The 22954-nt window shown below is 67.6% G+C and carries 21 protein-coding genes and 1 tRNA gene; 7 read left to right on the plus strand and 15 right to left on the minus strand.

The window, feature by feature from the left end; all coding sequences use genetic code 11:
* Positions 1-28: 28 nt before the first annotated feature.
* From AC06G6_RS18820 to AC06G6_RS18840, 5 genes are read right to left on the minus strand one after another with little or no spacing between them, the layout of a single operon-like run.
* On the minus strand, positions 29-307 hold the full coding sequence (locus tag AC06G6_RS18820; RefSeq protein WP_479824686.1) for an MrpF/PhaF family protein: 279 nt from the start codon (positions 305-307) through the stop codon (positions 29-31).
* Positions 304-849, minus strand: coding sequence for a Na+/H+ antiporter subunit E (locus AC06G6_RS18825; protein WP_479824688.1), 546 nt, complete (start codon positions 847-849; stop codon positions 304-306). The genes AC06G6_RS18820 and AC06G6_RS18825 overlap by 4 nt, the downstream gene beginning before the upstream one ends.
* The gene (locus AC06G6_RS18830; RefSeq protein WP_479824690.1) at positions 846-2459 is read right to left on the minus strand and encodes a Na+/H+ antiporter subunit D; all 1614 of its coding nucleotides are present in this window, start codon (positions 2457-2459) and stop codon (positions 846-848) included. Before AC06G6_RS18830 ends, AC06G6_RS18825 begins: the two co-directional genes overlap by 4 nt.
* Positions 2456-3031: a Na(+)/H(+) antiporter subunit C gene (locus tag AC06G6_RS18835; RefSeq protein ID WP_479824692.1), complete on the minus strand. Its 576-nt coding sequence runs from the start codon at positions 3029-3031 to the stop codon at positions 2456-2458. Before AC06G6_RS18835 ends, AC06G6_RS18830 begins: the two co-directional genes overlap by 4 nt.
* Positions 3028-6066 carry a Na+/H+ antiporter subunit A gene (locus AC06G6_RS18840; protein ID WP_479824694.1) on the minus strand — a complete coding sequence of 1013 codons (3039 nt, stop codon included), beginning with the start codon at positions 6064-6066 and terminating at the stop codon, positions 3028-3030. The genes AC06G6_RS18835 and AC06G6_RS18840 overlap by 4 nt, the downstream gene beginning before the upstream one ends.
* Before the next feature lie 151 nt (positions 6067-6217).
* Between AC06G6_RS18840 and AC06G6_RS18845 the strand changes: the two genes are divergently transcribed.
* From AC06G6_RS18845 to AC06G6_RS18855, 3 genes are read left to right on the plus strand one after another with little or no spacing between them, the layout of a single operon-like run.
* The gene (locus tag AC06G6_RS18845) at positions 6218-7621 is read left to right on the plus strand and encodes an MFS transporter (protein WP_479824696.1); all 1404 of its coding nucleotides are present in this window, start codon (positions 6218-6220) and stop codon (positions 7619-7621) included.
* 39 nt (positions 7622-7660) lie between these two features.
* Positions 7661-8143 (plus strand): cation:proton antiporter regulatory subunit, encoded by a 483-nt coding sequence (locus AC06G6_RS18850; RefSeq protein ID WP_307465097.1) that lies wholly within the window; start codon positions 7661-7663, stop codon positions 8141-8143.
* 4 nt (positions 8144-8147) lie between these two features.
* Positions 8148-9344 (plus strand): cation:proton antiporter, encoded by a 1197-nt coding sequence (locus tag AC06G6_RS18855; RefSeq protein ID WP_479824698.1) that lies wholly within the window; start codon positions 8148-8150, stop codon positions 9342-9344.
* On the opposite strand, the gene dcd is transcribed toward AC06G6_RS18855, so the two are convergent.
* From dcd to AC06G6_RS18875, 4 genes are all read right to left on the minus strand, one after another.
* Positions 9341-9916 carry a dCTP deaminase gene (gene dcd / locus AC06G6_RS18860; protein ID WP_307465092.1) on the minus strand — a complete coding sequence of 192 codons (576 nt, stop codon included), beginning with the start codon at positions 9914-9916 and terminating at the stop codon, positions 9341-9343. The two genes, AC06G6_RS18855 and dcd, sit on opposite strands and share 4 nt — an antisense overlap.
* A gap of 64 nt (positions 9917-9980) precedes the next feature.
* Complete coding sequence (locus AC06G6_RS18865) at positions 9981-10424, minus strand: SRPBCC family protein (protein WP_479824701.1); 444 nt, start codon at positions 10422-10424, stop codon at positions 9981-9983.
* Between the two features lie 174 nt (positions 10425-10598).
* On the minus strand, positions 10599-11909 hold the full coding sequence (locus AC06G6_RS18870) for an MFS transporter (RefSeq protein WP_307465088.1): 1311 nt from the start codon (positions 11907-11909) through the stop codon (positions 10599-10601).
* A 140-nt stretch (positions 11910-12049) separates the two neighbouring features.
* On the minus strand, positions 12050-13789 hold the full coding sequence (locus tag AC06G6_RS18875) for a thiamine pyrophosphate-binding protein (protein WP_479828763.1): 1740 nt from the start codon (positions 13787-13789) through the stop codon (positions 12050-12052).
* A 128-nt stretch (positions 13790-13917) separates the two neighbouring features.
* Between AC06G6_RS18875 and AC06G6_RS18880 the strand changes: the two genes are divergently transcribed.
* Positions 13918-14367 (plus strand): acyl-CoA thioesterase, encoded by a 450-nt coding sequence (locus AC06G6_RS18880; protein ID WP_307465086.1) that lies wholly within the window; start codon positions 13918-13920, stop codon positions 14365-14367.
* Positions 14368-14435: 68 nt separating this feature from the next.
* Here the strand turns inward: AC06G6_RS18880 and AC06G6_RS18885 are convergent, their stop codons facing one another.
* The 5 genes from AC06G6_RS18885 to AC06G6_RS18905 all read right to left on the minus strand — a co-directional run bounded on the left by AC06G6_RS18885 (position 14436) and on the right by AC06G6_RS18905 (position 20799).
* On the minus strand, positions 14436-16817 hold the full coding sequence (locus tag AC06G6_RS18885; RefSeq protein WP_479824704.1) for a bifunctional salicylyl-CoA 5-hydroxylase/oxidoreductase: 2382 nt from the start codon (positions 16815-16817) through the stop codon (positions 14436-14438).
* Between the two features lie 10 nt (positions 16818-16827).
* A complete protein-coding gene (locus tag AC06G6_RS18890; protein WP_479824706.1) occupies positions 16828-18477 on the minus strand; it encodes an AMP-binding protein in 1650 nt (549 codons plus the stop codon).
* Positions 18478-18562: 85 nt separating this feature from the next.
* On the minus strand, positions 18563-19435 hold the full coding sequence (locus AC06G6_RS18895; protein WP_479824708.1) for an acyl-CoA thioesterase: 873 nt from the start codon (positions 19433-19435) through the stop codon (positions 18563-18565).
* Entirely contained in the window at positions 19432-19881 is a 450-nt protein-coding gene (locus AC06G6_RS18900) for a cupin domain-containing protein (RefSeq protein ID WP_479824710.1), read from the minus strand. Before AC06G6_RS18900 ends, AC06G6_RS18895 begins: the two co-directional genes overlap by 4 nt.
* Before the next feature lie 45 nt (positions 19882-19926).
* Positions 19927-20799, minus strand: coding sequence for a fumarylacetoacetate hydrolase family protein (locus AC06G6_RS18905; RefSeq protein ID WP_479824712.1), 873 nt, complete (start codon positions 20797-20799; stop codon positions 19927-19929).
* Between the two features lie 243 nt (positions 20800-21042).
* Here AC06G6_RS18905 and AC06G6_RS18910 point away from each other — a divergent pair, with 243 nt between their 5' ends.
* Positions 21043-21444: a RidA family protein gene (locus tag AC06G6_RS18910; RefSeq protein ID WP_307465073.1), complete on the plus strand. Its 402-nt coding sequence runs from the start codon at positions 21043-21045 to the stop codon at positions 21442-21444.
* Between the two features lie 30 nt (positions 21445-21474).
* Here AC06G6_RS18910 and AC06G6_RS18915 read toward each other — a convergent pair whose 3' ends face one another.
* Positions 21475-22389, minus strand: coding sequence for a PaaX family transcriptional regulator (locus tag AC06G6_RS18915; protein WP_479824714.1), 915 nt, complete (start codon positions 22387-22389; stop codon positions 21475-21477).
* Between the two features lie 27 nt (positions 22390-22416).
* Between AC06G6_RS18915 and AC06G6_RS18920 the strand changes: the two genes are divergently transcribed.
* The gene (locus AC06G6_RS18920) at positions 22417-22647 is read left to right on the plus strand and encodes an FAD-binding protein (protein ID WP_479824716.1); all 231 of its coding nucleotides are present in this window, start codon (positions 22417-22419) and stop codon (positions 22645-22647) included.
* Positions 22648-22835: 188 nt separating this feature from the next.
* A tRNA-Gly gene (locus tag AC06G6_RS18925) sits at positions 22836-22909 on the plus strand.
* Positions 22910-22954 lie beyond the last annotated feature (45 nt).

Genomic DNA, 22954 nt, shown 5'->3' on the forward strand with positions numbered 1-22954 from the left:
GTCGATTACGGTGTCGCCGGAAAATGTCTCAGGATTCACGGGTCTTCTCCCGACGGTCGGCAACGAAGCGGGCAACCGTGACGGAGCCGATGAACCCGATGAGGGACACCGCCACCAGCAGCATGAGGTTGTTGAGATGCCGGTTCGCCGCCATGTCGATGCACAAGGCGGCGCCGACGATGGCCAGCAGCACGTCCGCGGCCAGCACCCGGTCCAGCAGCGAGGGACCCCGCGCGATGCGGATAATCGCGCCGCCGGCGGCCAGGGAGAGCACCACGGCGGTGACGGTCAGGACCAGCTGCATCATGCCGCCACCTCCTGGTTGAGGGCGGAGAGTTCGGCTTTGGTGCCCATGATCCTGATCAGTCCCGCTTCCGTGTCGCGGACGTCCTTGCGCAGCTGCGCGGCGTCCTCGGCGTTGCGGACGTTGATGCCGTGGATGTAGAGCGTGGACGTGGAGCGGTCCACCTCCACGACCAGCGAGCCGGGGATCAGCGCCGTGATGTGGCCGGTCGCGGTGACCAGCAGGTCGGAGTGGCTCCGGAGCGGGACGGCGACGACGGCGCTGATCACCTTGGGGCACTTCGCCACGGCCAGGTAGAGGACCTGGAAGCTCGCCGCCACCACTTTGGCCAGGAACATCAGGGCGAACGGAACCGCCCGGAGCACGTTGAAGCGCCCGCCGAGTTCCACGGGCGGCAGGTAGAACAGCCGGGCCACCAGGACGGCGATGAGGGCACCGAAGAGCAGGTTCCCGGGGCTGAAGTCCCGCCAGAGGGCGCCCCAGACGATCACGAGCCACACCAGCAGCGGGAGTTCCTGCCGCAGCGAGATCCGTTTCCGGCTCATTTGGACACCACCCGCGGCTCGGGCTGGGCGATCGCGGGGACCGGCGCGTCCTCGCCGAGGACCGCCTGGATGTATGAGGTCCGGTCCAGCATGTCGACGGCGGACTGGTCCGCGACCTTGAACAGCGGACCGGCGAAGATGGTCAGCCCGACGCCGAAGATGACCAGGCCCAGGGTGGAACCCACCATGGTCCTCGGCAGCAGGGTGACGTTGGTCTTGCCGGCCCGGTCGCCCGTGGCCGAATCCTCGGGGGCGGCCAGCAGCACCGGATCGGGGTGTTCGGCGTCCTCGGGCTTGCGCCAGAAGGCGCGGTTCCAGACGCGGGCGATGGCCAGCAGGGTCAGCAGGCTGGTCAGCACCCCGCCGATCACCAGGGCGTAGGCCAGCGGGGTTCCCAGCTGCACCCCGGCCTGCAGCAGCCCCAGCTTGCCCAGGAAGCCGGAGAACGGCGGGATGCCGGCCAGGTTCATGGCCGGGACGAAGAACAGCACCGCCAGCATCGGGGACAGCTTCGCGAGCCCGGCGACGCGGTCCATCGAGGAACTGCCGCCGCGGCGTTCAATCAGGCCGGTGACCAGGAACAGGCTGGTCTGGATGGTGATGTGGTGCGCCACGTAGAAGACGGCGGCGCCCAGCCCGGCCACCGAGGACATCGCGAGACCGAACACCATGTAGCCGATGTGGCTGACCAGGGTGAAGGACAGGAGTCGTTTGATGTCACTCTGGGCCAGGGCGCCCAGAATGCCCACGATCATGGTCAGCAGCGCGGCGACCATCAGCGGGGTATTGAAGGTGTCGCCCGGGAACAGCAGCGTTTCGGTGCGGACGATCGCGTAGACACCCACCTTGGTGAGCAGGCCGGCGAACACCGCCGTCACCGGGGCCGGCGCCGTCGGGTAGGAGTCCGGGAGCCAGAAGGACAGCGGGAAGATGGCCGCCTTGATGCCGAACGCCACGAGGAGCATCACGTGCAGCAGGTTCTGCGTGCCCTGGTCCAGGTCCGCGAGCTTGATGGCGAGGTCGGCCATGTTGATGGTGCCGGTGGCGCCGTAGATCATGGCGATCGCGATCAGGAAGAGCACGGAGGACACCACGGAGACCACCACGTAGGTCACCCCTGCCCGGATCCGCGGCCCCGTCCCGCCGAGGGTCATCAGCACGTAGCTGGCGGTCAGCAGGATCTCGAACCCCACGTACAGGTTGAACAGGTCCCCGGAGAGGAAGGCGTTGGACACCCCGGCGACCAGGATCAGGTAGGTGGGGTGGAAGATCGACACCGGCGCGTCCCGGTCGCCGTCGGCCATGCCCTGCCCGGTGGCATAGATCAGCACGGCGAGGCTCACGGAGGAGGAGACCACCAGCATCAGCGAGGAGAACTGGTCCACCACCATCACGATGCCCCACGGCGGGAGCCAGCCGCCGATGTTGACCGCCGCCGTTCCGCCGTTCCAGACGGAGGCCAGCAGCCAGCACTCCAGCAGCAGCGTCAGGGACAGCAGCGCAATGCTCACGGTCCGCTGGGCGCGCGAGTGCCGGATCAGCAGGAAGGTCAGCGCCGCGCCGAGGATGGGAAGGAGGACGGCGAGCGGGGCGAAGCTGGCAATGTTCACTGTCCGCCTCCTTCCTTGGGTGGGGTGACATTCAGGGATCCGGGCTGTTCCTCCGAGGCGGCTTCCCCGGCGTCCAGCTTGCGGCCGGCGACCTTGACGGTGGCCTCGGCCCCGTCGGGAACATCGGACACCGACTGGCCGTCCGAGCCGAGCATGGTCAGCGGGAACTCGGAGGTTTCCACCGGGATCACGGAGTCGTCCTCAAGGTCGAAGCTGGGCGTCTTCGCGACCCGGCGGTCCTCGGCGTCGTCCTGGATCTCATCCTCGCGGGCCAGTACCCAGGTCCGGTAGATGATGCCGAGCATAAACGCCGTGACGGCGAAGGAGATCACGATCGAGGTGAGGATCAGGGCCTGCGGCAGCGGATCGTTGTACTCCCCGGCGGCGGTGTCCTTGCTGTACATCGGTGCCAGGCCGGCGTAGCCGCCGGTGGTGAGGAGCAGCAGGTTGGTGGCGTTCGCGAGCAGCATCAGGCCCAGCAGGACCCGGGTCAGGCTGCGTTCCAGGATCAGGTAGATGCCGCACGCGTAGAGGGCTCCCATGACCGTCAGCAGGGTCAGGTTGACGCTCATGCTTTCCCCCTGGCGGTGGTTTCTGCCGGCATCCCGCCGGCCTCCTGCTCGTCGTCGGACGGTGCGGGCGGGTGTTCCTCGAAGTGTTCGTCGATTTCGGCGCCGAGGCTGCGCAGCACGTCCAGGGCCAGGCCGACCACGACTATGTACACGCCGATGTCGAAGATCGTGGAGGTGACGAACTTGACGTCGCCGAAGACCGGCAGCCAGAACTCGATGATGGCGCTTTGGAACACCTGGCCGCCCAGCAGCAGCGGCACCAGGCCCGAGGCCGCCGCGGTGGCGAGGCCGATGCCCAGCAGGGTGCCGGCGCTGATCGGGGTCGCCTCGCGCAGCTCGAAGCGGCCGCCGGCGAGGTAGCGGACGGTGAGCGCCAGCCCGGCCATGAGGCCGCCGGCGAAGCCGCCGCCCGGTGAATTGTGGCCCGCCAGCAGCAGATAGATGGAGAAGACGATCATGGAGTGGAAGACCAGCCGCGTGACGACTTCGAAGATGATGGACCGGCGCTCCGGCGCCAGGGTCCGGCCGGCGACCAGCCAGGCGTCCCGGCTGGAGGCCGCGAACCGGCGGCTCATGGCCAGCGTGGCATCCTCACGGGTGCTGCCGCGGCCGGCGCCGGGGCTCCGGCGTCCGACGGTGCCCTCGGCGACGGTGGAGGAGGCCCGGATCCCCTCGCCGCGGCCCCGGACGAAGATCAGGCTGGCCACGCCGGTGGCCGCCAGGGCCAGCACCGAGATCTCCCCGAAGGTATCCCAGGCCCGGATGTCCACCAGGGTCACGTTCACAATGTTCAGCCCGCCGCCGCCCTCGTAGGCCAGCTTCGGGAACTCGAGCGAGACGGGCACGGCCACCCGGGCGCCGAGGGCGAAGATGGCGACGAAGACCATGGTGATGCCGAAGGCGGCGCCGATAATTACCCGCACCACCCGGTATTTCCCGCCGGTCCGGTCGCGCAGTTCGGCCGGGAGGCTGCGCATGGCCAGCACGAAGGCCACCAGGATGATCGATTCCACCAGCATCTGGGTGAGCGCGAGGTCCGGGGCGCCCTGCAGCGCGAACATCAGGGCGATGCCGTAGCCGGTGACGGACACCATCAGCACGGCCAGGAAGCGCTTGTTGGCGCGCACCGCGGCCAGCGCCCCGATCACGATTCCGGCACCCACGACGATCTGGAGCGGGGCGTTGGGGTCGATGAAGTAGAGGTCCTGCGGCAGGGGCTTGTTGGCCAGCACCAGCGCGGTCAGCGGCAGGACGAACGCCACGGTGAGGATCACGGACAGGTAGAAGTACAGCGAACCGCGCTGGGTCCGGCCGGTGATCCAGACCGCGGCGTCGTCGAGCGCGCCGATGGTCAGCTGGTACGTCCGGTCGCCGTCGATCCAGCCGGGGACCAGCCCCTGGAGCCGGGAGACCGTGTTGCGGCCGTAGAACATGGCCAGTCCGCCGGCGAACGTGATGGCGGTCAGTCCCAGGGCCGGGGTCAGCCCGTGCCACAGCGCCAGGTGCCCGGCGGCGGCCGCCGGGTCCTCGCCGTCGGGCACGAACAGCGCGGCGTAGGGCTGGATCCAGCCGTCCACCGGGGCCGGCCACAGTCCGTAGACGATGGTCAGGAGACTCAGGATGGCGGGGGCCGCCAGGAACGCCGGTCTGATCGGTTTGAACGGGGTGGTCTCGACGCCGGGCTTGACGGCGAAGGCGCCCCACATGAACCGTGCACTGTAGGCGAAGGTCAGGATGGAACCCAGGACCAGGCCGATCAGGATCACCGGCCCCCACGGGCCGGCGGCGGGGTCGGTGCTGTAGTGGACGAAGGCTTCGAAGACCGATTCCTTCGCTACGAAGCCGGCCAGCGGCGGGATGCCCGCCATCGACGCGGCGCCGATGGCGGCCACGATGGCGAGGGCGCGGGAGGAACGGTAGACGCCCGAGAGCTTGCGGATATCACGCGTTCCGGCCTGGTGGTCGATGATGCCCACCACGAGGAAGAGGGTGGCCTTGAACAGCCCGTGGGCCAGGAGCAGGGCGAGACCTGCCAGCGCCGCGTCGGGCTTGCCGAGCCCCACGACCATGGTCAGGAAGCCGAGCTGGCTGACCGTGCCGTAGGCCAGGATGAGCTTGATATCCGTCTGCCGCAGCGCCCGGTAGCCGCCGACCAGCATCGTGGCTAGGCCGAGGCCGAGCACCACCGGCAGCCAGAACTCGGTCTCCGCGAATCCCGGCGCCAGCCGTGCGACGAGGTAAATACCGGCCTTCACCATGGCCGCGGCGTGCAGGTAGGCGCTCACCGGCGTGGGGGCTGCCATGGCGCCGGGGAGCCAGAAGTGGAACGGAACGAGCGCCGATTTCGTGATCGCACCGACCAGGATGAGCACGACGGCGGCGTTCACGGCTCCCGCTGCGGGCCCGGTGATCAGCGCGGGAGCCATCTCGAGGATGGCCGAGATCCGGTAGGTCCCGGCATTGAAGCCGAGGATGATCAGGCCGACCAGCATGGCCAGGCCGCCGGCGGTGGTCACGATGAGGGCCTGCAGGGCCGAGCGCCGTGCCGAGAGCCTGGTCCGGGCGTAGCCGATCAGCAGGTAGGACAGGACCGTGGTCAGTTCCCAGAAGATGAACATCAGGAGCAGGTCATCCGCCGTCACAAGGCCGAACATCACCCCGGCGAAGGCCAGCAGCTGGGCGCCGAATCCGCCGAGGTAGTCGTCCTTGTCCTTGAAGTACCGGGCGCAATAGACCAGGACCAGCGCCCCCACGCCGAGGACGAGCAGGGACATGACCCACGCAAGGGCGTCCATCCGGAAGGCAAGCTCAATTTTCAGCTCGGGGATCCAGGGCAGGACCTCGGACACGCCGGTGCTGGCACCGCCCTGAGCTGCCCCGGCGCCGGAATAGACGGCGCCGTGCTGCAGGAGCAGCCACACGAACGAGCCCGCGGGCACCGCCGCGAGGGCGTAAAACGAATTCCGGCCGAACTTCCGGAAGAGAAATGGCGCCACAGCAGCCACCGCAAAGTGCACGGCAAGGACTGTGATCACTGTTATCTCCGCAACGTCAGGAATTCGATTGTCAAAAAGTTGGAGCAGGCGGGGCATTCGTTATGTTCAGTCCGGACAGTTTACCAAGCGTGGACAAATTCTTTTTGCACGGTGCACCGGGCTCCGGGGCACTGCGGATAATATTCACGCTATGAACTCCGCTGCTCCCCCAGAGGCCATGCGTCCCGCCTCGGAACTGGAATCCGGAAGCCCGGTCTCCCACAAGGGCCGCATCCTCGCATGGGCAGCCTGGGACTGGGGCTCGGCGGCCTTCAACGCGGTGATGACCACGTTCGTCTTCACCGTGTACCTCACCTCCAATGCCTTCGGCGGGGAGGACCAGGCCTCCGCCGTCCTGGGCGGCGCACTGGCCGTCGCCGGCGCCGCCATCGCGCTGCTGGCGCCTGTCACGGGGCAGCGCTCGGACACCGGCGGTCGCCGGAAGCTGTGGCTGGGGGTCAACACGGCCGCCGTCGCGCTCCTGACCGCCCTGTGCTTTTTCGTGTTCCCGCGCCCGGAGTTCCTGCTCCTCGGCGTGACGCTGATTGCGCTGGCGAACGTGTTCTTCGAGTTCGCCGGCGTGAACTACAACGCCATGCTCGCCCAGATCTCCACGCCGCAGAACATCGGCAAGGTCAGCGGCTTCGGCTGGGGCATGGGGTATCTCGGCGGGATCGCGGCGCTGCTGATAGTGCTCCAGATCTTCGTCCAGCCCAGCTTCGAGTGGTTCGGCGCCTCGACGGCGGACGGCCTGAACATCCGCCTGGTCGCGGTGTTCTCGGCCCTGTGGTTCTTCATCTTCGCGCTGCCGGTGCTGTTCGCAGTCCCGGAGCTTCCCAGGACCGGACGGGGCGCCGGCCTGGGGTTCCTTGCCTCCTACGGCCTGCTGGTGCGGCGGATCAAGGCGATCTACCGGACCAGCCCGCACACCATCTACTTCCTGCTCGCCAGTGCCGTGTTCCGGGACGGACTGGCCGCGGTGTTCACCTTCGGCGGCATCATCGCCGCCGGCACCTTCGGCTTCGAACTCAAGGACGTTATCTTCTTCGCGATCTTCGGCAACGTCGTGGCCGCCGCGGGCGCCATCCTGGGCGGCTTCCTCGACGACCGGATCGGGCCGAAGGCGGTCATCATCGGATCGCTGGTGGGCCTGCTGATCGCCGGCTCGATGATCCTGGTCCTCGGCAACGGGAACCATTCCTTCTGGGGCATGGAATGGGCCGGCACAACCACATTCTGGATCTTCGGCCTGTTCCTGTGCCTCTTCGTGGGGCCGGCGCAGTCCTCCTCGCGGGCCTACCTGGCCCGGCTCGCACCGCACGGCGAGTCCGGCGAACTGTTCGGCCTGTACGCCACCACCGGCCGGGCCGTCAGCTTCCTCGCCCCCGCCCTCTTTACGCTCTGCATCGCCGTCGCTGCCCCGCTGGTGGAGCCCGGCGAGGCACAGCGCTGGGGCATCCTCGGCATCATGGTGGTGCTCCTGGCCGGGCTGCTGCTCCTGCTGCCGGTCAAGGCACCGGACGAGACCGACATCGCGGTGGTCCCCGCGGCCTGACTCTGCCCGGAAAGGCCTCCGGCCCACTAGGCTGGAGGAATGAACGTGGATGAAACGGACCTGCCGGGACTGGGCCGGCGCAAGGATTTCATGACCGCCTCCGGGCGGCGGATCGGCGTCGTGGAATACCGCGAAGGCCAAACCGAACTGATCGTCTCCACCTGGGACGATCCGGACACCTGCCAGGCGTCCATCCCGCTGACCGCCGATGAAGCCGCCGCGCTGGGGAACCTGCTGGGCGGCCAGCGATTGGCCATGCAGCTTTCCGAAGCCCACCGCGAGGTCCCCGGGATCGTGACCCGGCAGTTCTCCATCGGCCCCGACTCCCCCTACCGCGACCAGCCGATGGGCAAGGCGCGCATCCGGACCAGGAGCGGCGCCTCGATTGTGGCCATCATGCGCGAAGGCGAAGTGGTACCGTCGCCGGGACCCGACGTCGTCCTGCAGCGCGGCGATCTCCTGGTTGCAGTAGGAACGCAAGAAGGCCTCGACACAGCAGCCGGCATCCTGCGCAACGGCTGACGGGATGGATCCGCTCGCACTGACCCTGATCGAACTCGGGGCCGTCGTCTTTTGCCTCGGCCTGCTGGCGAGGCTGGCGGGGCGGATCGGCATGTCACCTATCCCGCTGTACCTCCTCGGCGGGCTGTTCTTCGGTGCCGGCGGAATTGTGAAACTCGAAGGCATGCAGGAATTTGCACATCTCTCGAGTGAAATCGGCGTCATCCTCCTCCTGCTTATGCTCGGATTGGAATATACGGCTGCCGAGCTGGTGACGGGACTGCGCCGCTCCTGGCAGGCCGGCGTCCTGGACCTCGTCCTGAATTTCCTGCCGGGTGCCCTGCTGGCGGTCCTGCTGGGCTGGGGAGTCGTGGGAGCGATGGTGATGGGCGGGGTCACCTACATCTCGTCCTCGGGGATCGCCGCCAAAGTAATCACGGACCTGGGCCGGATCGGTAACCGCGAGACTCCGGTGGTGCTGTCCATCCTCGTCTTCGAGGACCTGGCCATGGCGGTCTACCTGCCGATCCTGACCGCGACCCTGGCCGGCGTCAGCTTCGTTATGGGGCTGCAGACTGTCGGGATCTCACTCGCAGTCGTCACCGTCGTGCTGCTGGTGGCACTGCGGCACGGGCACCACGTGTCCAAGGCCGTGCACAGCGAAAACTCCGAGGTGTTCCTGCTCAACCTGCTGGGGGCCGCGCTGCTGGTGGCCGGGCTGGCCTCGGCCATGCAGGTGTCCGCGGCCGTGGGGGCGTTCATGCTCGGAATCGCCATTTCGGGGGCCACCGCGCACAGCGCCACCAGGATCCTGGAGCCCTTGCGCGACCTTTTCGCCGCCATCTTCTTTGTGGTATTCGGCCTCAACACGGACCCGTCCACCATCCCGCCGGTGCTCGGCTGGGCGCTTCTGCTGGCCATCGTCACGGCCGCCACCAAGATGATCACAGGCTTTTGGGCGGCCAGGCGGGCCGGGATCGGGCGTGCGGGGCGTTTCCGTGCCGGCGCCGCGCTGATCGCCCGCGGAGAATTCTCGATCGTCATCGCCGGCCTGGCCGTCGCCTCCGGGGTGGTGCCCCAGGAGCTCGCGGCCATGGCCACCGCCTACGTGCTCATCATGGCCGTCACGGGCCCGCTGGCCGCCAGGTTCGTGGAGCCCGTGGTGGCGATGCTGCGCCGGCCGGCGAAACCGCCGGCGGTGCGGACGGCGGACGGCGTCTAGATGTCGGTGCGGTGGAAGTTCAGGTGGCTGCGGCTCGCCGTGGGGCCGCGCTGACCCTGGTAGCGGTTGCCGTACTCCCCGGACCCGTAGGGGTACTCGGCGGCGGAGGTGAGCCGGAAGAAGCACAACTGGCCGATTTTCATGCCCGGCCACAGCTTGATCGGTAGCGTCGCCATATTGGACAGTTCGAGCGTCACGTGCCCGGAGAAGCCCGGATCGATGAATCCTGCGGTCGAGTGCGTGAGCAGGCCCAGCCGGCCCAGCGAGGACTTACCCTCAAGCCGGGCGGCGACGTCGTCAGGAAGCGTGACCGTTTCGTAGGTGGAGCCAAGGACGAATTCCCCGGGATGCAGGATGAAGGGTTCGCCGGCCTCGACCTCCACCAGACGGGTCAGCTCGGGCTGGTCCTCGGCCGGATCGATGTGGGCGTACTTATGGTTGTCGAAGAGCCGGAAGAACCTGTCGATCCGGACGTCAACCGACGATGGCTGAACCATGGCGGGGTCGAACGGCTCCAGAACGATCCGTTGGGAGTCAATTTCGGCACGAATGTCGCGGTCGGAGATCAGCACAGTCTCAAAATTACCGTACTTGCCGGGGACAAAAGTGCGCGGGCCGAGTATTACAGCACTGCCGTTACGGCTCTACCCGTTCCTCCAGGACCGACTTGAGCTGCTCCAATTGGCAGACCTCCGCCTTCATCCGGCGGCGGAAGGGCGACTTCAGCCGGGCCATGAGGCCCCGGGGCTCGCGTTCCACGGCAAAGCGGACGCGGGTGCTCCCGCCTTCCGTGCTCAGGTAGAAGCCGCCGCGCGTGAGCTCCGGCCCGCCCAGGACCCTGTACTGGATTTCCGCACCGGGCCGCGCCTCGGTGATCTCGATGTCTCCGCAGACGGCGCGCCCGCCGGGGCCGGCGACGGTCTGCCGGTACACCGCGCCCTTGGTCCCCGCAGCCCCTGATTCCAGTTCGATGCTGCCGACGCCGGCCCGCCAGCTCGGCAGATTGCGGGCGTCCAGCAGGAAGTCATACACGCTCATGGCATCCCGTTGGATGACGACGTCGTATTCTGCGATTGCCACGGAAATCCTTGCTCGGCGGACGGCTGATGGGCGTAGCCCGCTTCCCCGGAACTGCAGCTAACTCCTTCAGGATAGACAGCAAGGCCCGTCCCTCGCGGCTGCGGGGACGGGCCTTTATCGAAGAGTTATGGGACTGTCCGGATTGTGTACTGCTCTGTGACTCCTTTTCGGACCCTACTTTTCGGTCAGTTTCGGCACCGAGAAAACGACAATGGCGCCGACCACGGCGAAGGCCGCGAACATGTAGAAGTTGAGCTGCCAGCCGAAGGCCATTCCGGCGATCAGTCCGCCGATCAGGGGACCACAGATTGCGCCGATGCGTCCAATGCCGAGCGACCAGCTCAGGGCGGTGGCGCTGAGGGACTGCGGGTAATGGGTGGCGCAGTAGCCGCCCACCAGGATCTGGGTTCCCACCGAGCCGAGGCCGGCGAAGGCGACGATGACGAGCAGCATCGCCAGTGGGAGCTGCAGGCTCAGCATGAGGATGGCCACGAACGCCAGGAGGAACGACGCCGTTACGACCTTGCGGATGCCGATCTTGTCCGCCAGGACGGAGGCGCTGATGGACCCGACGATCGCACCGGCGTTGAGGACTAGCAGGAAGGTCAATGCGTCGCCGAGCTGGAACCCGGCCTGCCGCATGATCTGCGGCAGCCACGTGTTCAGGCCGTAAACTAGCAGCAGGCCGCAGAAGTTCGCCATCGCGAACAGGACCGTGGAGCGGACCCACTTGCGGGTGAACAGGGTCTTCATGGCCGATTTCGGCGCGTCTGCGCCGGTCTTGACGTCCTCCGCGGTGACGATGTCCGAGTAGATCAGGCCGTAGCGGGCCGCGGTGGTTTTGGCTTCTTCGATGCGCTGCTTACGGGCGAGGTAGGCGACCGATTCGGGCAGGAGCTTCCAGGCGATCGGAAGGAGGGTGACGAGGGGCAGCGCGCCAATCGCGTACATCCAGCGGAAGTCGATGTGCTGCAGCAGGTTGATGGCCAGAAGGGAGGCGCCGACCCCGCCCACGGAGTAGCCGCTGAACATCACGGCATTGGCGATCTGGCGCCGCTCTTTGCGGGCGTACTCAACCGTCAGGGCGATGCATGTGGGCACGATGCCGCCCAGGCCGAGACCGGTCAGGAAACGCAGGAAGCCGAAGACCTCGGCGGACGGCGAAAACGCCGTGAGCAGCATGCAGGTGGAGAACCAGGCGATGCAGGCCAACATGATGCGTCGGCGGCCCAGCTTGTCAGTCAGGATGCCGACCGAGAGGGTGCCGACGAGCATGCCGACCAGGGCGAGGCTGCCGATCAGCCCGGCCTGCGCGGGGGTGACGCCCCACTCCTGGAACTTGAGGATCGTGGGAACGGTGGACCCGTAGACCACCAGGTCATAGCCATCAAAGACGATGGCCACGAAGCACAGGATGAGGACCGCATGGCCCTTCCAGCGAGGTGTGGCCTCGTTGCGCAACTCAGTCGACATTGACTGCGTCATGGATATACCTCTCGTTGGGATTTGGTTGGGATTTGTGTGACAGCTCACATACTGTGCCCACTGTGTCACGCATTGATTGCGACAGTAAACAAATCAGCATATTTCGTTTCTGTAACGATCGTCAGCAGTGAGCAGGGGCATCAGTGGCCTTTGAAGGCCTCGGCGAGCCACCAGGCCCCGCCGTCGGACGCTATCTTGGCATCGATGACCAACGGCCGGGCAGGACGCTCTTGCAGCCAGGCGCGAACCGCTTCAAGATCCGCCACGCTCCGGACTGTCACAGCGTCCGCGCCGAAACCCCGGGCGATCGCGGCGATGTCCGTGTCCGGGAAGGTGACAGTACTGAGATCGACGGCGGGACCGCCTCCGGATTCGGCTCCCGCGCCGAAGTGGTGGACCTCCGCCCCGTAGCCGGCGTCGTTGTAGATGATGCAGACCAGCGGCAGTTCCAGCCGCACGGCGGTCTCCAGTTCGCTGATGCCCATTAGGAAGCCGCCGTCGCCGGCCCCGAGGACCGGCAGCCGCTCCGGCCGGGCCAGCGCGGCCCCGATCGCGGTGTAAAGACCCAGACCAATCGATTGGAAAGCCTGGGTGAAGCAGAAGCCGAACTCGTCCGGGACCTTCAGGTAAGTGCTGGGATAGCCCATGAAGTTGCCGGAGTCGATCGAGACAATCCGGTCTGCGGGCAGGATGGTGTCCAGTTCGCGGCTCAGCACGCGCGGATCGATCCGCCCGCCGCCGGAGAGATCCGGCGTTGCGACGTCGTTCCAGCGCGAGCTTGCGGCGATGGCCGCCGCGTTCTCCGCGGTTCGGTACTTCTCCGCCGGGACCGGCTGCAGCGTCAGCAATTCCGCGAGGGTATCCGCCGCAGTCAGCGCAGAATCCCCCACCACGCCCAGGTCGATGGGTCGGTTGGCGCCGAGCGCGGCATCCTCGACATCGACCTGGACCACGACGGTCCCGGCCGAGATCAAGTGCCCGTGCCGCATGGTCCACATGTTCAGGGCGCAGCCCCAGCCGATGATCAGGTCAGCGCCCTGAATCAGCTCGGCACTGAGCGGTGAGGAGAATCCGCCGGAGATCCCGAGGGCGAAGTCCTCGTCATGGAACAAGCCGTTCGCCACCGCGGACGTGGCCACGAGCGCCCCGGCATGCGCGGCAAGGTCGAGCAATTCCCCGCGCGCACCCCTGCCCCCGCGCCCTGCCACGAAGACCGGGCGCTCCGCGGCACTGATCAGGTGCGCCAGACGGCGAACGCTGGCGGCGGCAGGACGGACCGGCTGGGGGTCCGCGACAGCGGCAGGGCGGGCCGCCGCAGCCTGTGCGGCGGCCGGGGCCGATTGGACATCGAGAGGCAGGTTGAGCACCACGGTGCGGCGTTCGTTCCGGGCGGTGCGGAAGGCCCGGATGGTGTCCGCGACGGCGGTGGCCGGGGAATGGATCCGCTCGCTCACGGCTCCGACGCTACGGGCGAGGGCGTCCTGGTCGATTTTGAAATTGGACCGGACCGCGGCGGCCTGGGTGTCCGCCGCCAGTATTATCAGCGGCGTGCGGCTTTTGGCCGCTTCCCCGATCCCGGTGACGGCGTTGCTGAGCCCGCATCCCTGGTGGGTGCTCACGACGCCCACGAGGCCGGACATCCGGGAATATGCGTCGGCCATCGTGGCAGCGCCGCCCTCGTGTCGGGCAGCGGTGTAGGGCACCCCGGCCAGGCGCAGGGCGTTGGTCACCTCGAAGTTGCCGCTGCCGACGACGCCGAAGACGTGCCCGACGCCGAGCTCCGCCAGGGTCCGGCCCACGAGCTGCGCGACGGTGGCGGACGCCTGCTGTACCGGGTCACCGGGGGCCTGGCGGGCCGCGTCGATGGGTCCGCGGGCCATTTCCGGGGCGCCCGCGGCGCCGGGGGAAACTTGTGAAGCTACTACCATGGACTTACCTTCCATTGAGTACTGCAGCGGTTGGATATTGCGCTGTTGCTGACTGCTCTTCGAACTTCCAGGCGGCCGCTATGAACCCCCTTCAGTCCCTCCCTGACACCGCCACGACGGCAACCCTGGAACGGACCATTGAATGGGTGGATACGGATGCCGCGGGGCACCAGCACAACTCGGCGGTGCTCCGCTTCGTCGAGGCCTGCGAAGCAAAGTTGTTCCGGGACCTTGATCTGCCGGAGTACTTCCCGTCGGCTCCGCGGGTTCGCCACGAGCTCAACTACCGGGCGAAGTTGTACTTCGGCCAGCAGGTCACCACCACCGTAGTAGTGGAGAAAATCGGCCGCACGTCCATGACGTTCAGCTTTGAGGTGTGGGGCGAGGAATTCCGCGGCGAACCCCGTGCCCTTGCCGCCCACGGGTCCTTTGTGACGGCCCATGTCGCCCAGGGCGCAACGGCCGCCACCCCGTGGCCAGCTGAGCTGGCGGCCAAAGTCACCGCCCGCGGCGTCTCCGGTCTGGACTGACCGGACCGCCCCGGCCGCTGCCCGGCACCGCGCCATCGGGGCACCGGGCAGCGATCCCCGCACCGGCGCTAGACCGCCGCCGGCACTTTCGCCGGCGTCCAGCGCAGGTGCGTCGGCAACCCGGCAATCTCGGGCTCGCGCATCAGCGCCAGCCTGGGCCGGACCGCGTCAGTGCGGGCCGCCGGCGGCTTCCGGCTGCCGGCCCGGAATTGCTGCGGCCACTCGGCGCCGGGCCCGCGGTAGTCCTGCTCGATCGCCGCGTGAAGGGTCCACTGCGGATCAAACAGGTGCGTGCGGCCGAGGGCGCAGAGGTCCGCCCGCCCTGCCAGCAGGATCGAGTTGACGTCGTCGTAGGAGGACACCGCCCCCACCGCGATCACTGCCACGCCTGCCTTGTGTGCCACCTCCTGCCGGATCCGGTCCGCGAACGGCGTCTGGTAGCTCCGGCCGTAGGCTGGCTTCTCCTCCTTAACCACTTGGCCGGAGGAGACGTCCACGCCGTCGGCGCCGTGCTCCACGAATGCCCGGGCAATGGCAACAGCGTCGTGCTCGTCGTTGCCGCCGGGTGACCAATCCGTCGCGGAGAGCCGGACCGTCAGCGGTTTGTCCGCCGGCCAGGCTGCACGGACGGCGTCGAACACTTCCAACGGGTACCGCAGCCGGTTCTCCAGCGATCCGCCGTAGTCGTCGGCGCGGCGGTTGGCCAGCGGCGAGAGGAAGGCGGACAGCAGGTAGCCGTGGGCGCAGTGCAGCTCCAGGAGGTCGAATCCCGCGGCGGCCGCACGGGCAGTGGCCGCGACGAACTCGTCCCGGACCTGGTCCATTTCGGCGCGGCCGATTTCGCGCGGGGCCGGGCTTTCCGGGCCGTAAGGAATCGCCGAGGGGCCAACCGGCTCCCAGCCGCCCGTGTCCAGCGGCTCGTCAATGCCCTCCCACATGAGTTTGGTGGAGCCCTTGCGGCCCGAATGGCCAAGTTGGACACCGATGGCCGCCGTCGAACGGTCGTGCACGAAGTCGACGATCTCGCGCCAGCTCTCCTGCTGGGCCTCGTTGTAGAGACCGCTGCAGCCTGGCGTTATGCGGCCGGTGTCGGAGACACAGACCATCTCGGTCATGACCAAGCCGGCGCCGCCGAGGGCCTTGCTGCCCAGGTGGACCAGGTGGAAGTTGCCCGGCACACCGTCCGTGGCGGAGTACATGTCCATCGGCGAGACGACAATCCGGTTTTTCAGTTCCAGCCCGCCGATCCGGTAGGGCTGGAACATGGCGGGGGCACTGCCCTCGATCCCCTGCGTCCGGGCGAATTCCTCATCGACGCGGGCGGCGAACTCGGGATCCCGAAGCTTGAGGTTGTCGTAGGTGATCCGGCGGCTGCGGGTGAGCAGGTTGAAACAGAACTGGACCGGGTTCTGGTCCTTGTACATGCCGATGTTCTCGAACCATTCCAGCGAGGCCTGGGCGGCGCGCTGGGTGGATTCGACGACGGGACGGCGTTCAGTTTCGTAGGCTTCCAGCGCGGCACCGAGCTCGGAGTGTTCGTGCAGGCAGGCCGCCAGGGCCAGGGAGTCCTCCATGGCGAGCTTGGTGCCGGAGCCGATGGAGAAGTGCGCGGTGTGGGCGGCGTCCCCGAGGAGCACGATGTTACCGTGCCGCCAGGACTCGTTGCGAACCGTGGTGAAGTTGAGCCACTTGGAGTTGTTGACCAGGACCTCGTGGCCCTCAAGCTCCGCTGCGAAGAGGGCGCGAATGGCGTCGACGGCCGCCTCGTCGCTTTCGCCGGGCCGGAAGGTCTGGTTTTTGGTGGCGTCGAAGCCGGCGCGACGCCAGACGTCCTCGTGCATTTCCACGATGAAGGTGCTTCCCTCATCCGAATAGGGGTAGCCGTGGATCTGCATGACGCCGTGCTCGGTGTCCTTGACGAAGAACTTGAACGCCTCGAAGACCAGGTCGGTGCCGAGCCACATGTATTTGGACTTGCGGACGTCGAGGCTGGGCTGGAAAACCTCGGCGAACTGCGACCGGACGGCGGAGTTCAGGCCATCCGCGGCAAGGACAAGGTCGTAGTCCCGGCTCAGGTCCTCGACGTCCGGCGCCAGGGTGCTGAAGCGCAGGTCGACGCCGAGTTCGGCGCAGCGGCGCTGGAGCAGTTCCAGCAGTTCCTTGCGGCTCATGGCGGCGAAACCCTGGCCGCCGACGGTGTGCTGCGCACCCTTGAAGTGGATGTCGATGTCGGTCCAGCGGGCGAAGCGCTCGGACATGTACTCGGCGATCACGGTGTCCGCGTTGCCGATCCCGCCGAGGGTCTCGTCGCTGAAGACTACGCCGAAGCCGAACGTGTCGCTCGCGGCGTTGCGTTCCCAGACGGTTACCTCGTGGTTCGGGTCCAGCTGCTTCATAAGGGCGGCGAAGTACAGCCCGCCGGGACCGCCGCCGATGATTGCGATTTTCATGTGGTGCCTCTCAAGCGTTCTGGTGTTCGGGGGTGGCAGTGTCAGCGGCAAGCCGCTCGCGCAGCCGGAAATGCTGGAGTTTGCCGCTCGGGTTGCGGGGCAATTCGTCGACGAAGTTCACCTGCCGCGGGTACTTGTACGGGGCGATTGTCTGCTTGACGAAGTCCTGGATTTCCTTGCGCTTCGCGTCATCGGCCTCGACGCCCTCGCGCAGCACAATGAACGCGCAGACAACGCTGCCGCGCTCCGGGTCGGGCCGGCCGACGACGGCGTTTTCCATCACGTCCGGGTGCTGGTCAATCGCGGCCTCGACCTCCGGGGCGCCGATGTTGTAGCCGGAGGACACGATCATGTTGTCCGAGCGGGCCTGGTAGTAGAAGTAGCCGTCGTCGTCGCGGCTGAAGGTGTCGCCGGTGACGTTCCAGCCGTTGACGACGTAGTCCAGCTGGCGGGAATCGTTGAGGTAGCGGCAGCCGGTGGGGCCGATGACAGCGAGGCGTCCGACGGCGCCCGGGCCGAGTTCCCGGCCGTCATTGTCCAGGATCGTGGCCCGGTAGCCGGGGACGGCCGTGCCGGTGGCGCCGGCGCGGATGTCATCCCCTGCCGCGGAGATGAAGACGTGCAGCATTTCGGTTGCACCGATGCCGTTGATCAGCTTCAGGCCGGTGCGTTCGTGGACGGCCCGCCAGGTTTCGGCCGGCAGGTGCTCGCCGGCGGAGACCGCGGTGCGCAGCGAGGCGAGGAGTCCTTCGGCGCCTTCCTTGAGGATCGCCTTGTACGCCGTGGGGGCGGTGAACAGGACGGTGGCTTTCGCGGCGTGGACGGCCTGCGCCAGTTCGAGCGGGGTGGCGCGTTCGGTCAGGAGCGCCGAGGCACCGAAGCGCAGCGGGAAGACCACCAGTCCGCCCAGCCCGAAGGTGAAGGCCAGCGGCGGCGACCCGGCAAAAACGTCCTGGGGCTTCGGCTGGAGGATGTGCCTGGCAAAGGTGTCCGCGTTTGCCAGGATGTCGCGGTGGAAGTGCATGGTGATCTTCGGCGTCCCGGTCGTGCCCGAGGTCGGGCCGAGCAGCGCCACGTCATCCGCCGCCGTCGGGACGTCGGTGAACTCGCCGCGCCTGGCGGCACAGCGTGCGGCAAGGTCCTGGCCGGTGCTGCCCCCCATGGCCAGCACCGGCATGTCATCTCCGGCGGCCTCTGCCAGATCGTCCAGGAAGCGGCTGTCGCACAGGGCGGCGGCCGGCCGGGTCAGCTCCAGCAGCGTCCGGATCTCATTGGCACGCAAAGCCGGCATGATCGTGACGACCACGGCGCCGGCCTTGAGCACCCCGAGCCAGGCCGCGACGAGCCACGGGTTGTTCGGCGAGCGCAGCATCACGCGGTTGCCGGGTACGATCCCGAAGTCCTCGACGAGGACTTGCGCCACCTGGTTCGCGCGGCGCTGCAGGTCACCGTAGCTCCACGCGACCCCGTCCGGAGTGAGCAGGGCCGGGCGTTCGGCACCAAAGCTGCGGACGGCGTCGTCAACCAGCACGGTGGCGGCATTGAGCTGCTGCGGATACTGCAGTTCCGGGAGCGTGAACTCCAGAGTGGGCCACTGCTCTGCCGGCGGCAGATTGTCACGCGCAAAGGTGTCCTGGTGCGCCGAGGGCGTCAGTTCCATTGCAGACCTTTCGTATCGTCATTGATAGGAGGTGGAGGGCCATCGATTGCTCCGTAACGGCCGTTTTGGCCGCCCAAAAGGGCAGTTACGGAGCAGCCGACATCCGGATCATGCCTTCCTGGACCACCGTGGCGAGGAGCCTGCCTTGCCGGTCGTAGAAGTGCCCCTGGGCGAGGCCGCGGCTGGCTTGGGCCGAGACTGCTTCCTGCACGTAGAGCAGCCAGTCGTCCACCCGGCCCTCGCGGTGGAACCACATGGCGTGATCCAGGCTGGCTGTGACCAGGCCCGGGTCACCCCAGGCGTAGCCGTGCACCCGGAGCACCGGTTCGAGGATGGTGTAGTCGCAGACGTAGGCCAGCGCCGCCTTCTGCAGGTCCGGGTCGTCCGGCAGCCGGTCGAAGGCCTTCACCCAGACGGCTTGATGCGGCACCTGCTCCCCCTCGACGCTGAGGTACACGGACCCGGGCACGTGCCGCATGTCGAAGCTGCGGCCGCCGGACCAGTAGGCCGCGGCGTCACCATCGACGCCGTCGAGCACGTCGGCGGAGGACGGCAGCGATTCCGGCTCCGGGATCCCGGCCGGCATGGCGCGGGCGAATTCCTCGCCGGTTTCCGCCGCGTGGAACGACGCCATGGCCACGTAGACGGTCTTGCCGCCCTGATAGGCGCGGACCTGACGGGTGGAGTAACCCCGCCCGTCGCGAAGCCGCTCCACCTCGTAGCGGACTTCGGCGCCGATGTCCGCCGGACGCATGAAATAGCTGTGCATGGAGTGCAGCGAGCGGTCCTCCCCCACCGAGCGCATCGCGGCCGCTGCGGCCTGCGCCACCATGTCGCCGCCGTAGGCCTTGGGCCAGGGCACGTACTGCGTCGTGGCGGTGTAGGCCTCGTCGAGGAAGTCCGGCTCGACCGGCGTCAGCTCGAGGGCAGACAGGAGGATTTCAGAGGTGGGGCTCATGCCCGGCGGTACCCTTCGAGGGTGGCGTCGTCGACGTCGTCGAGGTTCACAACGATGTTCTCCGGCGTGCGTGCCGTGAGCCAGACGAGTTCCTCGGTGATGCTCATGTTCGCCTCCACGTGCGGCATGTAGGGCGGGACGAAGACCCAGTCGCCCTCGGTCATGTCGATGAATTCCCTGTAGTCCTCGCCGAAGTAGATCCGGCCGTGGCCGCGCAGCACATAGCCGCCGGTCTCGGCTTCACCATGGTGGTGCGGGAAGGAGCGGTAGCCGGGTTCGTTGCTGACCTGGCCGTACCAGATCTTTGTAGCAGGGGTGTGCTGCGGGCTGACGCCGGAGATCCGGACGGCTCCGCCGGACTGGCCGGTGTCGCGGTGCTCGGCACCCTTGCGGGTGACGACGGGGACAACCTGTTCGGTCACCTGCTGGCTGATCTGTTCTGTCATGGTGGTGCCTCTCTGTATGGAGGGTCGGTATGGCGGTTTGGGAGTTTAGAGGCGGACCGTATTGGTGAGCGTGCCGATCCCCTCGACCTCGGTGGTGACCACGTCGCCGTCGCGCAGGAAGCGCGGCGGGTTGGCGCCCATGCCGACACCTCCGGGGGTGCCGGTGAGGACGACGTCGCCGGGGCTCAGCCTGGTGAACGTGGAGATATAGGACAGCAGGGCGGCCGCGGTGAATACGAGCGTCTTGGTGTTGCCGTTTTGGACCTCTTCGCCATTGACCAGGCACCGGACCCGGACACCGGCCTCGGGATCGCACTCATCCGGGGTCACCAGCACGGGACCGAGCGGGGTGGTGCGGTCGAAGGCCTTGCCCTGGAACCACTGCAGGGTGCGGCTCTGCCAGTCGCGCATGGAAATATCGTTCGCCACCGTGTAGCCGGCGATCGCGGCGGCGGCTTCCGCCGGCGAGGCATTCTTGAGCGGAGCGCCGACGACGACCGCCAGTTCCGCTTCCCAGTCCAGCCTGGCGCCGTGCCCGGCGGCGTCGATGACTTCGCCGTCGCCGATCAGGGTGTCCGCGAACTTGGCGAACAGGGTGGGGTATTCGGGCAACTCCCTGCCCATTTCCGCAATGTGGTCCGCGTAGTTCAGGCCGCAACAAATGACCTTAGACGGGCGCGGCAGCGCGGTGGCGTACCGGGCGGAACCAACGGCGATGGAGTCTTCCGGCTCGCTGCCCGCCGCTTCCGCGGCGGCAACGGCGGCCGCTGCCTGCTCCTGCCAGCCGGCGCTTCCCAGCAGTTCACTAAGGTCCCGCGCGGCCAGGAGCACAAAACGGTCCCCCGACTGCACTGCGGCGCGTGTGGCGGGGCCACCTTGGGCGTCGCTGGCTGCCGTAATGACGGTCGCAAGGCGCATGATTTCTTCACTTCCGGTTCGACGGCGGAGCCGGCCCCTTTGCCGGTTCCGGTGATGAGCAACCGCGGCATCCCCACTTGGGTATGTCGACATTTTTACGGTCGTCACATATGCTCAAGTTAACACGAATTCACCCGTTTGGGTAGACCGGCAAGTGTTCCGATCCGCCTCCGGTCCATCGCGGGCCCCGCCCGCGTGTACCTTCGCATGTACCCATCACCTCCGACTCATTGAGGAGCCACCATGAACCACAAGGTCATCAACCCCGCAGCCCTGGCCAAACCCTCGGGCTTCGCGCACGGCGTCCTGGCCGGCAACACCGTGTTCCTCGGTGGCCAGACGGCCATGGACAGCAGCGGCGCCATCGTTCCCGGCGGCATCGTGGAGCAGTTCCGCCAGTGTTTCTCCAACGTCCTCACCACCCTCGCCGAAGCCGGGGGCATGCCCTCGGACCTGGTCAACGTCACTATCTACCTGACCGACGTCGAGGACTACCAGCGGAACGGCCGCGAAATCGGGCGGATCTGGCGCGAGATGGCGGGCACCGACTACCCCGCGATGGCCGGCGTCGGGGTCACGCGGTTGTGGCAGGCAGAGGCGCTGATCGAGATCCAGGCCATCGCCGTCGTATCAGGCCAGGGCTAGGACCAGGCCCGACTCTCGGCCCGGCACGGCCTACGCAGTACCCGAACTGCCCGTCGATGCCAGCAGCCTCTCGGCGTGCTGGCGGGCCGGGCCGTTCAGGAGGCGGTGCAGTTCTGCGAAGATCCGCTCCGCGGTGAGCCCGTGCCAGCCTGGCGGTAGGAACTCCGCCGGCAGGCCCGGATCCAGATACGGCAGCCGGCGCCACTGGGTGAGGAGCTGGACGTAGTCCGCGAAGGCCGCCCGGTCGGCGTCGGGCCCGGCCGTGCCTGCGGACTCCCACCGCGCCAGCACCGGAGCGAAGCGCTCTATGAATTCCGAGTAGAGCGATTCGAGCGCCGGAAGGTCCCACCACCGGGAGACCTTGTCCTTGACGTCGCCGGCAGTCAGGTGCTCCGCCCTAAAGAACTCCACATATTCGGTCAGCCCAGTCCGCTCGAGCTGGTGGCTGATGTCCTCGTAGGTGTTGCCCGGGGCAATCCAGAGGCCCGGGGTGACAGACCCGAAGCCCATCCGGGTCAGCATGCTGCGCAGTTGGTGGCGAAGGTGGCGCTGCGATTCCGGGACGGAGAAGGCGATGAGTAGCCAGCGGTCGGCCGCCGTCGCCCGCCGGGGCGAGAAGATGCGGCGGTCACCCTCCTGGAAGACATCCTCAAGATTGGGGGCCAGCCGATAGGCGGCCGCTCCGCCCTGTTTGACGCTTTCCAGCACTCCGCGGCGCTTGAGCCGCGACACGGAAGAGCGCACCCCGGAGGACTCGACGCCCAGGTCGTCGAGCATGGAGATCAGCACCGAGACCGGCAGGGCACCCCCGTTGGTGCGCCCGTACAGGCCGTAAATCGTGACGATCAGCTGCTGGTGCCGCGGGGTCGGCCGGGGGACGGCGCTTCCGCCGGCCGGATCGGAGTCCAGTCCGTCTCCCAGCGGCGGCGCCGGAATTTCTACCACCGTCGGTCTTCCCTCAGCAAAACAGTCATGGATCTAGGCTATAGAGGTCTGCGTGCAGCCACGGCCAGGACGCTCCGCGAACTGGCGCCGTCCCGAAGCCGGCGGGAGGACGGCACTGTCATCGAGGGCCTCTACTCGGCGGGCAACAACTCCGCGTCCGTCATGGGGCGGACGTACCCCGGCCCGGGCTCGACCATAGGCCCCGCCGTCGTGTTCGGTCTCCGCGCCGCGCGCCACATGGCACGCCAGGGCGGCTGACCGCGAACGGGCGGCAGGGACGGGCCGCGCCACGCGTCCCGTCCCTCGGTCTTCTCCCCGGCGTCCCCTGCCGTGGACCCTGGACGCGAGCCGAAACCGGCGCGGGTGTTCTGAGAAGGCTTCCGGCTGGGGTAAGGTAAATCTCGTTGTTCCCCGGGACCAGGTCCGGCCTTTCGGACGGTCCCACTGCGGCTGTAGCTCAATGGTAGAGCGCTAGCTTCCCAAGCTTGATACGCGGGTTCGATTCCCGTCAGCCGCTCCAATGACCCGCACGGCCACGGCCGGAACCCGGCCCGGCGGACCTCCC

The organism is Arthrobacter sp. CJL-S3, from assembly GCF_056711635.1.

What these genes read in the sequence shown, in the direction of transcription:
- AC06G6_RS18855 (WP_479824698.1), top strand. Translation starts at nt 8,148, where the DNA reads ATGGATCCGCTCGCACTGACCCTGATCGAACTCGGGGCCGTCGTCTTT.
- AC06G6_RS18900 (WP_479824710.1), bottom strand. Translation starts at nt 19,881, where the DNA reads ATGACAGAACAGATCAGCCAGCAGGTGACCGAACAGGTTGTCCCCGTC.
- AC06G6_RS18870 (WP_307465088.1), bottom strand. Translation starts at nt 11,909, where the DNA reads ATGACGCAGTCAATGTCGACTGAGTTGCGCAACGAGGCCACACCTCGC.
- AC06G6_RS18835 (WP_479824692.1), bottom strand. Translation starts at nt 3,031, where the DNA reads ATGAGCGTCAACCTGACCCTGCTGACGGTCATGGGAGCCCTCTACGCG.
- AC06G6_RS18845 (WP_479824696.1), top strand. Translation starts at nt 6,218, where the DNA reads ATGAACTCCGCTGCTCCCCCAGAGGCCATGCGTCCCGCCTCGGAACTG.
- AC06G6_RS18905 (WP_479824712.1), bottom strand. Translation starts at nt 20,799, where the DNA reads ATGCGCCTTGCGACCGTCATTACGGCAGCCAGCGACGCCCAAGGTGGC.
- AC06G6_RS18820 (WP_479824686.1), bottom strand. Translation starts at nt 307, where the DNA reads ATGATGCAGCTGGTCCTGACCGTCACCGCCGTGGTGCTCTCCCTGGCC.
- AC06G6_RS18880 (WP_307465086.1), top strand. Translation starts at nt 13,918, where the DNA reads ATGAACCCCCTTCAGTCCCTCCCTGACACCGCCACGACGGCAACCCTG.
- AC06G6_RS18910 (WP_307465073.1), top strand. Translation starts at nt 21,043, where the DNA reads ATGAACCACAAGGTCATCAACCCCGCAGCCCTGGCCAAACCCTCGGGC.
- AC06G6_RS18850 (WP_307465097.1), top strand. Translation starts at nt 7,661, where the DNA reads ATGAACGTGGATGAAACGGACCTGCCGGGACTGGGCCGGCGCAAGGAT.
- AC06G6_RS18890 (WP_479824706.1), bottom strand. Translation starts at nt 18,477, where the DNA reads ATGGAACTGACGCCCTCGGCGCACCAGGACACCTTTGCGCGTGACAAT.
- AC06G6_RS18920 (WP_479824716.1), top strand. Translation starts at nt 22,417, where the DNA reads ATGGATCTAGGCTATAGAGGTCTGCGTGCAGCCACGGCCAGGACGCTC.
- AC06G6_RS18895 (WP_479824708.1), bottom strand. Translation starts at nt 19,435, where the DNA reads ATGAGCCCCACCTCTGAAATCCTCCTGTCTGCCCTCGAGCTGACGCCG.
- AC06G6_RS18825 (WP_479824688.1), bottom strand. Translation starts at nt 849, where the DNA reads ATGAGCCGGAAACGGATCTCGCTGCGGCAGGAACTCCCGCTGCTGGTG.
- AC06G6_RS18885 (WP_479824704.1), bottom strand. Translation starts at nt 16,817, where the DNA reads ATGAAAATCGCAATCATCGGCGGCGGTCCCGGCGGGCTGTACTTCGCC.
- AC06G6_RS18875 (WP_479828763.1), bottom strand. Translation starts at nt 13,789, where the DNA reads ATGGCCCGCGGACCCATCGACGCGGCCCGCCAGGCCCCCGGTGACCCG.